The sequence below is a fragment of the Streptomyces corchorusii genome (genome assembly GCF_001514055.1).
Taxonomy (GTDB): domain Bacteria; phylum Actinomycetota; class Actinomycetes; order Streptomycetales; family Streptomycetaceae; genus Streptomyces; species Streptomyces olivaceoviridis.
In genome coordinates this window covers 448,620-459,730 of sequence record NZ_KQ948354.1, presented here as the reverse complement: position 1 = coordinate 459,730, position 11,111 = coordinate 448,620, and the positions used below count along the sequence as shown (strand labels likewise).

The window sequence follows — 11,111 nt, the reverse complement described above, 5'->3', positions numbered from 1 at the left end:
ACCCGAAGCACCCGAAGCAAGAAAGGCCGTTCCCTTGCGGCTCACCGTCATCGGCACCGGCTACCTCGGTGCCACCCACGCCGCCTGCATGGCGGAACTCGGCCATGACGTGCTCGGCGTCGACGTCGACCCGGAGAAGGTCGCCGCGCTGAGCGCCGGCCGCGTGCCCTTCCACGAGCCCGGACTGCCCGAGCTGGTCGCGAAGCACACCGCGAGCGGCCGGCTGCGCTTCACCACCTCCTTCGCCGAGGCCGGTGCCTTCGGCGAGGTGCACTTCGTGTGCGTCGGCACCCCGCAGCGCGCGGACTCCGGCGCCGCCGACCTCCGCCACGTCGACGCCGCCTTCGCCGCCCTGGCCGCGCACGCGGCGCCCGGCGCGCTGGTCGTGGGCAAGTCCACCGTGCCCGTCGGCACGGCGCAGCGGCTGGCGCGGAACCACGCCACCGAGGTCGCGTGGAACCCGGAGTTCCTGCGCGAGGGCTTCGCGGTCGAGGACACGCTGCGGCCGGACCGGCTCGTGTTCGGCGTGGAAAGCGCCCGAGCCGAGACGGTCCTCCGCGCGGTCTACGCGCCGGTCCTCGCCGCCGGCACCCCGCTCGTCACCGCCGACTTCCCGACCGCCGAGCTGGTCAAGACGGCCGCCAACGCCTTCCTCGCCACCAAGATCTCCTTCATCAACGCGATGGCCGAGGTCTGCGAGGCGGCCGGCGGCGATGTGCGCACCCTCGCCGAGGCACTGGGCCACGACGACCGGATCGGCCCGAAGTTCCTGCGCGCCGGGATCGGCTTCGGCGGCGGCTGCCTGCCCAAGGACATCCGCGCCTTCGCGCACCGCGCCGACGAGCTGGGCGTCCCGCTGACCTTCCTGCGCGAGGTCGACGCGATCAACATGCGGCGCCGGGACCGGGTGGTGGAGCTGGCCCGAGAGCTGTGCGGGTCGGACGTGCGCGGCGCCCGGGTCACCGTCCTCGGTGCCGCCTTCAAGCCCGGCTCCGACGACATCCGGGACTCGCCGGCGCTGGCCGTGGCGGCCCGGCTGCGGCTGGAGGGCGCCGACGTCACCGTGCACGACCCCGAGGCGATGGACAATGCCCGCAAGGCGTTCCCGTCGCTCGGGTACGCGCTGGGCCTGGAGGACGCGCTGCGCGGGGCCGACCTGGTGCTGCACCTGACCGAGTGGCCGCAGTTCCGGGAGATCGACCCGGAACGGGCCGCGGCGCTGGTGGCCCGCCCCCGGATCGTGGACGGCCGAGGGGTGCTCGACCCGGACCGCTGGGCCGCGGCGGGCTGGCGGTTTCGGGCGCTGGGCACTCCGGCGCCCGCAGGGGAGGGACACTGATGGCACAGGACGAGCTGCCGGTCACCGTGGTGATGCCGACGTACAACGAGGCGGCGAACCTGCCGGGGATGGCCGAGGCGGTGCTGGGGCTGCCGCTGGACGGGCTGCACCTGAAGGTCGTCGACGACTCCAGCCCGGACGGCACCGGGCGGATCGCCGAGGAGCTGGCGGCGGAGTACAACAGCGGCGGGCGGCGCCGGATGAGCGTGCTGCACCGCACCGAGAAGGACGGGCTGGGACGGGCGTACACGGCCGGGATGTCCGCCGCGCTGGCGGAGGGCGCCGCGTACGTCGTCCAGATGGACGCCGACGGCAGCCACCCGGTGGAGGCCGTGCCCCGCATGCTGGAGGCGGCCCTCGCCTCCGGCGCCGGTCTCGTCGTGGGCAGCCGGTACGTCGAGGGCGGCTCGCTGGACGAGCGGTGGGGCGCGCACCGGGTCCTGCTGTCCCGCTTCGCCAACCGGTACGCGCGCGCCGTGCTCGGCACCGAGATCCAGGACATCACGGCCGGCTTCAACCTGTGGTCGGCGGCGACGCTCCGGGACGTGGACCTGTCGTCCCTGGACAGCGCGGGCTACAGCTTCCAGGTGGAGCTGAAGTACAAGGCCGTACGCGCCGGGCACACGGCCGTGGAGATCCCGATCCGGTTCGCCGAGCGGACGGAGGGTGCCTCCAAGATGACCCTGCGCACCCAGCTGGAGTCGGCCGTGGTGCCGCTGCGGCTCCGGCTGAAGCGGCAGTAGGCGCGCGCCCGGCTACCGGGCGGCGGCCGAGGCCTGGACCTGGCCGCGGCGGTGGATCTGGTTGGCGGTGAACTGGGCGAGGTCGTTGCCGGCGGCGAACACCTTGGTGTCCTTGGTCGTGACGTCCTTGCCGCTGGTGAAGCCGGAGATCGTGAAGTAGGCGTAGCGGCCGTAGGCGTTCCTCGTCGAGCGGCAGAAGGCGCCGTCGCAGAAGGGCTTGACGCCCTTGCCGAACAGCGAGCGCACGATGCTCCGGTCGTCGGTCTGGCCCTTGGCCTTGGCGGCCCGGTCCGCGTCGTCGAAGACGGCGACGCCGACGGTGACCGCGATGCCGCCGTTCGTGTAGGTCACGCGCATCAGGCGGGTGCAGCCGTTGCCGGTGAGGATCTTGGGGAGGGTGCCGCCGGCGGCGGTGGCACAGCTCTCGGTGTCGGCCGTCGGGCCCTTCTTGTACACCGTGCCGCCCATGGTGAGCTGCGTGCCCGGGAACAGGGTGTCCGGGCTCAGCGGGGCGGTGTCCTTCTTGGCGCTGGATATGAAGTCCGTGGGGTCCAGCGGCGGCGGCGCGCTGGTGGGCGCGAAGGACGGCGTCGCGGTGCCCGTGCCGGGCAGCGATCCGCTGGCGGGCAGGTTGCTGGGACCGGCCTGCGGGTCACCGCCGTTCGCGGAGACGACGGCCATGGCGACCGCGGTGCCTATCGCGACGGTGGCGAGCGCGCCGCCGGCTATGAACAGCAGCTTGCGCCGCTTGTTCCGCGTCTCCGAGGCCTCGGCGAGCGCGGCCCAGTCGGGGGTCCCGTCGTCGGATCCGCTGTTCCACGGCTGCTGGGAATTCGGTTTCCAGGGATCCCATTGAGACTGGGGTCCCCCCTGCCCGTAACTCATGGGGCGCATCTTAGACGGGGGGGCCGGTGGTGCGGGGTCCCTCTGTCGGCCTGCCTCGTTTTGACCCGTCCGGGGGCTGCCCGGTAACCTACTTCTTCGTTGTGTATTGGCTTGCTCATTCTCACGGGACGGGCCCTTACACCGGTCCACCGGGCCGATGACCAGCGACCCCACGCACGCGGTTTGCGTCGCCGCCGTGGGTCAAGGCTGTCGTGATCGTTTCGGTGACCTTGTTTAGGACCATTCACTCGAAGCGAAGGCTACGAACCGTGCGTACGTACAGCCCCAAGCCCGGCGATGTGACGCGCCAGTGGCACGTCATCGACGCTCAGGACGTTGTCCTGGGCCGTCTCGCCACCACTGCTGCGACCCTCCTGCGGGGCAAGCACAAGCCGATCTACGCGCCGCACGTCGACGCTGGTGACTTCGTCATCATCATCAACGCCGACAAGGTGCACCTGTCCGGCAACAAGCGGACCCAGAAGATGGCGTACCGCCACTCCGGTTACCCGGGTGGTCTGCGCTCCGTCCGCTACGACGAGCTGCTCGACAAGAACCCTGAGAAGGCCATCGAGAAGGCCGTCAAGGGCATGCTCCCCAAGAACTCCCTGGGCCGTCAGATGCTCTCGAAGCTGAAGGTCTACAAGGGTGACCAGCACCCGCACGCCGCCCAGCAGCCGGTGCCGTTCGAGATCACCCAGGTCGCGCAGTAAGTCCGGCCACCCCCTAAGACTGAAGAGAATCTGAGGAGAATCGTGGCCGAGACCACTGCCGAGCAGCCGCTCGAAGAGCTTGACATCGACAGCTACACCACCGAGTCCGAGGTCCCCGTCGAGGGCGAGTACACCTCGGAGTCCCTGGCCTCCCGCTTCGGCGAGCCGCAGCCGGCCGCCGGCCTGGGCCGCCGCAAGAACGCCATCGCCCGCGTCCGGATCGTCCCGGGCACCGGCAAGTGGAAGATCAACGGTCGCACCCTTGAGGACTACTTCCCGAACAAGGTGCACCAGCAGGAAGTCAACGAGCCGTTCAAGGTCCTGGAGCTCGACGGCCGTTACGACGTCATCGCCCGCATCGCGGGTGGCGGTGTCTCCGGCCAGGCCGGTGCGCTCCGCCTCGGTGTCGCCCGTGCGCTGAACGAGGCCGACGTCGACAACAACCGTGGCCCGCTGAAGAAGGCCGGCTTCCTGCGCCGCGACGACCGCGCGGTCGAGCGGAAGAAGGCCGGTCTGAAGAAGGCCCGCAAGGCCCCGCAGTACAGCAAGCGCTAATCAGCAGCTGCCTGCTCGTACTCCGAACGCCCCGGCGGCACGCCACTTGTGCCGTCGGGGCGTTCGTTTATCCCCGCCAAGGGCGTATAACGACACAAGACGCTCAAAGGCTTGTGTGATCGGATGTCATGGCGTCTGCCATCATCCCGGCAGCAAGGACGCTTCCTCAGGAGGACAAGTGGGACGACTCTTCGGCACGGACGGCGTGCGCGGTGTCGCCAACGCGGATCTGACGGCCGAGATGGCGCTCGGCCTCTCCGTCGCCGCGGCGCACGTGCTGGCCGAGGCGGGCACCTTCGAGGGTCACAAGCCGACGGCGGTGGTCGGACGGGACCCGCGCGCGTCCGGGGAGTTCCTGGAAGCCGCGGTGGTCGCCGGCCTGGCCAGCGCGGGCGTGGACGTCCTGCGCGTCGGCGTGCTGCCGACGCCCGCGGTGGCACACCTGACCGGAGCGCTCGGCGCCGACCTCGGTGTGATGCTCTCCGCCAGCCACAACGCCATGCCGGACAACGGCATCAAGTTCTTCGCGCGCGGCGGCCACAAACTCGCCGACGAGCTGGAGGACCGGATCGAGGCGGTCTACGACGCGCACCGGCACGGCGAGCCGTGGGAGCGTCCGACGGGCGCCGGGGTCGGGCGCGTGCGGTCGTACGAGGAGGGCTTCGAGAGTTACGTCGCCCACCTGCTCGCGGTGCTGCCCAACCGGCTCGACGGGCTGAAGATCGTCCTGGACGAAGCGCACGGCGCGGCCTCGGGGGTCTCGCCGGAGGCGTTCGCGCGGGCCGGTGCCCAGGTCGTCACGATCGGCGCCGAGCCGGACGGCCTCAACATCAACGACGGCTGCGGCTCGACCCACCTGGGCAAGCTCAAGGCCGCGGTCGTCGAGCACGGCGCGGACCTCGGCATCGCGCACGACGGCGACGCCGACCGCTGCCTGGCCGTGGACCACACCGGCGAGGAGGTCGACGGCGACCAGATCCTCGCCGTGCTCGCGCTGGCGATGCGGGAGCGTTCCGCACTGCGCTCCGACACCGTCGTCGCGACCGTGATGTCCAACCTCGGCTTCAAACTGGCCATGGAGCGCGCGGGCATCCGGCTCGTGCAGACGGCCGTGGGCGACCGGTATGTGCTGGAGGAGATGAAGGAGCACGGGTACGCCCTCGGCGGCGAGCAGTCCGGGCACGTCATCATCCTCGACCACGCCACCACCGGCGACGGCACGCTGACCGGGCTGCTGCTGGCGGCCCGGGTCGCCGAGACCGGCCGTACGCTGCGGGAGCTGGCCTCTGTCATGGAGCGGCTGCCGCAGGTGCTGGTCAACGTGCCCGACGTGGACAAGTCGCGGGTGCGCACGTCGGCCGACCTCGCCGCCGCCGTGTCCGAGGCCGAGCGGGAACTCGGGGAGACCGGGCGGGTGTTGCTGCGTCCTTCCGGCACCGAGCCGCTGGTGCGGGTGATGGTCGAGGCCGCCGACATCGAGCAGGCCCGCTCGGTCGCCGGGCGGCTCGCCGACGCCGTGAAGTCGGCCCTCGGATAGTTCCGGCCGCGCCGCCCTCAGCGGGGGCGCCGCCGCCTGCTCGCCCAGAAGTACTTCTGCGCGAGCAGGGTGAGCGTTCCCGCCAGGATGATGCCCAGCAGGTTCAGCAGGAGCTGGGCCGTCGAGCCGCTCGTCTGGGACGTGTCGCCGTAGGCCAGTGCCACCGCCGCGTTGGCGGCGGCCGGGACCGTGGTCACCGAGATGGCGACACCCACCAGCGCGCCCGACTTGGCGGAGGTCAGGGACAGCGTGCCGGCGATGCCGGCGAGGACCGCCACGATGAGCGAGAAGGCGTCCGGGGCGTACACGAAGGCCGTGTTGGGGCGCTCGCCCTCCAGGTCGGCCCGGTGGAAGAGCCCGATGGCGTCCATGAACAGGGTGAAGCCGACCGTCACCGCCATCGCCAGCGCGAAGCCCACCAGCAGCGCGGTCAGCGAGCGCCGTGCCAGGCGGGGACGGCGTCGCACGAGGGCCGTGCAGATACCGGCCAGCGGGCCGAACTCCGGTCCCACCGCCATCGCGCCCACGATCAGGATCGCGTTGTCCAGCACGACACCGCAGGCCGCGATCATCGTGGCCAGGGTGATGAAGGCCGCGTACGTGACCGACAGCGTCGACTCCTCGTGGGTGGCCTCGGTCAGGCCCTCCCACAGCACCGCGTCCGCGCCCTCTCCCGGCGCCTCGTCCTCGGCCTCCTCGGCCCGCCGGGACAGGGAGAGGTCGATGGTCTCCACGGCGATCGAGCCGGTGTCGTCCAGGCCGAGGCGCCGTAGCCCGGCGATGAGTTCGTCGCCCGCCTCGCGGGCCACGTCGCACAGCACGACATCGCCGGCGGGGTCGCGGGCGGCGCCGGGCAGGACCACGAGGTGGGTGGTGCCGACCGTCGTCTCGATCAGGCGGACCACCTCGTCGGTCCGCTCGGCGGGGGTGATCAGGCGCAGATGCAGCATGCCCCCATCCAACAGGTACCGCTACAGCTTGCGGAGCCTGAGGCGCTGCACCTTGTGGTCCTGGCCCTTGCGGAGGATGAGGGTGGCCCGGCCCCGGGTGGGGGCGATGTTCTCGACCAGGTTGGGCTTGTTGATGGTCCGCCAGAGCGTACGGGCGTAGTCCAGGGCCTCCTCCTCGGAGACCTGGGTGTACTTGCGGAAGTACGAGTTGGGGTTCTGGAACGCCGTCTGGCGCAGCTTCTTGAAGCGGTTGAGGTACCAGTTCTCGATGTCGTCGGCGCTCGCGTCGACGTACACGCTGAAGTCGAAGTAGTCGGCGAGACCGACCCGGGTGCGGCCGTCCTTGCCGGGCAGGGCGGGCTGGAGGACGTTCAGGCCCTCCACGATCAGGATGTCCGGGCGGCGGACGGTGAGCTTCTCGCCGGGCACGATGTCGTAGATGAGGTGCGAGTAGACCGGCGCGGACACCTCGCCCTTGCCGGCCTTGATGTCGGCGACGAAACGGGTGAGGGCCCGGCGGTCGTAGGACTCGGGGAAGCCCTTGCGCGACATCAGGCCGCGGGCCTCCAACTCCCGGGTGGGCAGCAGGAAGCCGTCCGTCGTGACCAGCTCCACGCGCGGGTGCTCGGGCCAGCGGGAGAGCAGGGCCTGGAGCAGGCGGGCGACCGTGGACTTCCCCACGGCGACCGAGCCGGCGACCCCTATGACGAACGGGGTCCCGGACTGGGAGCCCTTCTCCCCGAGGAAGGTGTTCAGCGCGCCCCGGAGGCCGTCCGTGGCGCCGACGTAGAGATTGAGGAGCCGGGAGAGCGGGAGGTAGATGTCCCGCACCTCGTCCAGGTCGATGACGTCGCCGAGGCCACGGAGCTTCTCCACCTCCTCGGCGGTGAGCGGCAGCGGCGTCTTGTCGCGCAGCGCGCTCCACTCGGCGCGGGTGAGATCGACGTAGGGAGTCGCCTCCGGCCTGTGCCGGTGGGCGCTCCGGGGCATCGAGGAGACCGGTGAGATCACAGTCCATTGTTAACGGAGTCTGAACGGCACGGCGGGTGGGGTCCGTCACGCACGCCGTTCCGGCCGCCACGGGCCTTCGTACGACGGTGGGAATTTCCGATTTCGGGCAGACGGAGGCCGTTTTGGATCGTTGCCGGCCCGTAGGCTGCCGCTCATGTGCGGAATCGTGGGATACGTAGGGTCGCAGTCGGCGCTCGATGTCGTGATGGCCGGGCTGAAGCGGCTGGAGTACCGGGGTTACGACTCGGCCGGTGTCGCCGTACTGGCGGACGGCGGGCTGGCCGCCGCGAAGAAGGCCGGGAAACTGGTCAACCTGGAGAAGGAACTGGTCGAACGGCCCCTGCCGGCCGGCACGACCGGCATCGGCCACACGCGCTGGGCCACGCACGGCGGCCCCACGGACGCCAACGCGCACCCGCACCTGGACAACGCGGGCCGGGTCGCGGTGGTCCACAACGGCATCATCGAGAACTTCGCGGTGCTGCGCGCGGAACTGGCCGAGCGCGGCCATGAGCTGAACTCCGAGACGGACACGGAGGTCGTCGCCCATCTGCTGGCCGAGGAGTTCTCGGCGACCGCCGACCTCGCCGAGGCGATGCGGCTGGTGTGCCGGCGGCTGGAGGGCGCGTTCACGCTGGTCGCGGTGCACGCCGACGATCCGGACGTGGTGGTCGGCGCCCGCCGGAACTCCCCGCTGGTGGTGGGCGTCGGAGAGGGGGAGGCGTTCCTGGCCTCCGACGTGGCCGCGTTCATCGCCCACACGCGGTCGGCGATCGAGCTGGGCCAGGACCAGGTGGTGGAACTGCGGCGCGACGGCGTCACGGTCACGGGCTTCGACGGCCGCCCGGCCGAGGTCCACTCCTACCACGTGGACTGGGACGCCTCGGCGGCCGAGAAGGGGGGGTACGACTACTTCATGCTCAAGGAGATCGCCGAACAGCCCAAGGCGGTCGCCGACACGCTGCTCGGGCGCATCGACCCGTCCGGCTCGCTGACCCTGGACGAGGTGCGGATCAGCCCCTCCGAGCTGCGCGAGATCGACAAGGTCGTCATCGTGGCGTGCGGTACGGCCTTCCACGCGGGCCTGATCGCCAAGTACGCCATCGAGCACTGGACGCGGATCCCGTGCGAGGTGGAACTGGCCAGCGAGTTCCGCTACCGGGACCCGATCCTGGACGGACGGTCGCTGGTGATCGCCATCTCCCAGTCCGGCGAGACCATGGACACCCTGATGGCGCTGCGGCACGCCCGCGAGCAGGGCTCGAAGGTGCTGGCGATCTGCAACACCAACGGCTCGACGATCCCGCGCGAGTCGGACGCCGTGCTGTACACGCACGCGGGCCCCGAGGTCGCCGTCGCCTCCACCAAGGCGTTCCTGACCCAGCTCGTCGCCTGCTACCTGGTCGCGCTGTACCTGGGCCAGGTGCGGGGCACCAAGTGGGGCGACGAGATCCAGGCGGTGATCAAGGACCTGTCGCGCATCTCGGAGGAGGTCGAGCGGGTCCTGGAGACCATGGAGCCGGTGCGGGCGCTGGCGCGGACGCTGGCCGGCAAGGACACGGTGCTGTTCCTCGGCCGGCACGTGGGCTACCCGGTGGCCCTCGAAGGCGCGCTCAAGCTGAAGGAACTGGCCTACATGCACGCCGAGGGCTTCGCCGCCGGCGAGCTGAAGCACGGCCCGATCGCGCTGATCGAGGAGGACGTGCCGGTGGTCGTCGTCGTCCCGTCCCCGCGCGGCCGGTCGGTCCTGCACGACAAGATCGTCTCCAACATCCAGGAGATCAGGGCGCGGGGCGCCCGGACGATCGTGATCGCGGAGGAGGGCGACGAGGCGGTCGTCCCGTACGCCGACCACCTCATCCGCATCCCGGCCACGCCCACCCTGCTCCAGCCGCTGGTGGCCACGGTCCCGCTCCAGGTCTTCGCCTGTGAGCTGGCCACGGCCCGGGGCAACGAGGTGGACCAGCCCCGCAACCTGGCCAAGTCGGTCACGGTCGAGTGAGGGGACGGGCCTCGTCGAGCGAGGACTGCGCCGAGCGCGGCTTCGGCGAGCGCTGCTTCGTCGAGCGCCGCTTCGTCAGTGGACGGAGAAGCCGCCGTCCACGTGGATCGACTGGCCCGTGATGTAGGCGGAGGCGCGGGCGGCCAGGAACACGGCCGCGCCCGCGAAGTCCTCGGCGAGGCCGTTGCGGCCGACCATCGTGCGCGCGGCCAGGGCCGCCACCTTCTCGGGGTCGGACTGAAGCCGCCTGTTGAGCGGGGTCAGCACGAAGCCCGGCACCAGGGTGTTGCAGGTGACGCCGTGCGGCGACCAGGCCTCGGCCTGGGAGCGGGCCAGAGATTCCAGGCCGCCCTTGGAGACGCCGTAGGCACCGCTCTGCACGAAGGCGCGGTGCGCCTGCTGGGAGGTGACGTGGATGATCCGCCCGAAGCCCCGCTCGGCCATGCCGGGGCCGAACCGCTGCCCGAGCAGGAACGGGGCGTCCAGGTTCACCGCCATGGTGGTGTCCCAGACGTCCTCGCCCAGCTCGCCCATCGGCGGGCGGAGGTTGATCCCGGCGGAGTTGACGAGGATGTCGGGCTCACCGAAGACGGCCGCGGCCTCCTCGGCCGCCGCGCGCACCCCGTCGCGGGTGCCCAGGTCACCGCTGACCCAGGCGGCCCGGCAGCCGTCCGCCGTCAACTCGTCCACCGTGGCGGACAGTTCCGTCTTCCGCCGTGCCACGATCACCACGCTCGCCCCGGCCCGGGCCAGCGCCCCGGCGATGGCCCGCCCGATACCGGAACTGCCTCCGGTCACCACGGCGACACGGCCGTCCAGGGAGAAGAGGCCGGAGAGGTAGGCATGCGAGGACGTCATGCCGGAAGCGTAGAACGCGCGTTCCGGCGGCCGTGCGGCGCCCGGCGTCCGACGTGGTGTCGCCGCGCCGCCCGTCACCGGGGTCGTAGGGTGCTCGGCATGAGCATCATCGGGGTGGGCATCGACGTCGCCGAGATCGACAGGTTCCGGGCGTCCCTGGAGCGGACGCCGGGCCTGGCCGACCGGCTGTTCGTGGAGCGGGAGCTGCTGCTGCCCAGCGGGGACAGACGCGGCATCGCCTCGCTCGCGGCCCGGTTCGCCGCCAAGGAGGCGCTCGCGAAGGCGCTGGGCGCGCCGTCGGGGCTCCAGTGGACCGATGCCGAGGTGTACGTGGAGGACACCGGGCAGCCACGGCTGCGGGTGAAGGGGACCGTGGCCGCGCGGGCCGCCGAGCTGGGCGTGCGGGCCTGGCACGTGTCCCTCAGTCATGACGCCGGGGTGGCCTCGGCCGTGGTGGTCGCCGAGGGCTGACCGGTCCCGGCCCGGGTGTGGGCGGTGGGGGTTACGGGGCAGACTCG

Annotated in this window: 11 protein-coding genes; 7 read left to right on the top strand and 4 right to left on the bottom strand. The window is 71.4% G+C overall.

Translation table 11 applies throughout. The annotated features are described in order from the left end of the window. The first annotated feature begins 34 nt into the window (after nt 1–34). Complete coding sequence (locus tag AQJ11_RS12005) at nt 35–1,339, top strand: UDP-glucose dehydrogenase family protein (protein ID WP_059263004.1); 1,305 nt, start codon at nt 35–37, stop codon at nt 1,337–1,339. After that, nucleotides 1,339–2,082, top strand: coding sequence for a polyprenol monophosphomannose synthase (locus tag AQJ11_RS12000; RefSeq protein ID WP_014674393.1), 744 nt, complete (start codon nt 1,339–1,341; stop codon nt 2,080–2,082). Before AQJ11_RS12005 ends, AQJ11_RS12000 begins: the two co-directional genes overlap by 1 nt. Before the next feature lie 12 nt (nt 2,083–2,094). Here the strand turns inward: AQJ11_RS12000 and AQJ11_RS11995 are convergent, their stop codons facing one another. Then, entirely contained in the window at nt 2,095–2,967 is an 873-nt protein-coding gene (locus tag AQJ11_RS11995) for a hypothetical protein (protein WP_059263003.1), read from the bottom strand. 269 nt (nt 2,968–3,236) lie between these two features. Here AQJ11_RS11995 and rplM point away from each other — a divergent pair, with 269 nt between their 5' ends. From rplM to glmM, 3 genes are all read left to right on the top strand, one after another. Continuing rightward, a complete protein-coding gene (gene rplM, locus AQJ11_RS11990) occupies nt 3,237–3,680 on the top strand; it encodes a 50S ribosomal protein L13 (RefSeq protein WP_014674395.1) in 444 nt (147 codons plus the stop codon). Between the two features lie 42 nt (nt 3,681–3,722). Further along, on the top strand, nt 3,723–4,235 hold the full coding sequence (rpsI, locus tag AQJ11_RS11985; protein WP_014674396.1) for a 30S ribosomal protein S9: 513 nt from the start codon (nt 3,723–3,725) through the stop codon (nt 4,233–4,235). Nucleotides 4,236–4,413: 178 nt separating this feature from the next. After that, on the top strand, nt 4,414–5,772 hold the full coding sequence (gene glmM, locus AQJ11_RS11980; RefSeq protein ID WP_059263002.1) for a phosphoglucosamine mutase: 1,359 nt from the start codon (nt 4,414–4,416) through the stop codon (nt 5,770–5,772). 17 nt (nt 5,773–5,789) lie between these two features. Here the strand turns inward: glmM and AQJ11_RS11975 are convergent, their stop codons facing one another. Beyond that, nucleotides 5,790–6,722 (bottom strand): DUF389 domain-containing protein, encoded by a 933-nt coding sequence (locus AQJ11_RS11975; RefSeq protein ID WP_059263001.1) that lies wholly within the window; start codon nt 6,720–6,722, stop codon nt 5,790–5,792. Nucleotides 6,723–6,743: 21 nt separating this feature from the next. Then, nucleotides 6,744–7,712 carry a type I pantothenate kinase gene (gene coaA, locus AQJ11_RS11970; protein ID WP_041665440.1) on the bottom strand — a complete coding sequence of 323 codons (969 nt, stop codon included), beginning with the start codon at nt 7,710–7,712 and terminating at the stop codon, nt 6,744–6,746. 175 nt (nt 7,713–7,887) lie between these two features. Here coaA and glmS point away from each other — a divergent pair, with 175 nt between their 5' ends. Next, entirely contained in the window at nt 7,888–9,735 is a 1,848-nt protein-coding gene (gene glmS, locus AQJ11_RS11965) for a glutamine--fructose-6-phosphate transaminase (isomerizing) (RefSeq protein ID WP_014674400.1), read from the top strand. A gap of 75 nt (nt 9,736–9,810) precedes the next feature. On the opposite strand, the gene AQJ11_RS11960 is transcribed toward glmS, so the two are convergent. After that, on the bottom strand, nt 9,811–10,593 hold the full coding sequence (locus tag AQJ11_RS11960) for an SDR family NAD(P)-dependent oxidoreductase (protein ID WP_059263000.1): 783 nt from the start codon (nt 10,591–10,593) through the stop codon (nt 9,811–9,813). A 99-nt stretch (nt 10,594–10,692) separates the two neighbouring features. Here AQJ11_RS11960 and AQJ11_RS11955 point away from each other — a divergent pair, with 99 nt between their 5' ends. After that, nucleotides 10,693–11,064 carry a holo-ACP synthase gene (locus AQJ11_RS11955; protein ID WP_041665442.1) on the top strand — a complete coding sequence of 124 codons (372 nt, stop codon included), beginning with the start codon at nt 10,693–10,695 and terminating at the stop codon, nt 11,062–11,064. Nucleotides 11,065–11,111 lie beyond the last annotated feature (47 nt).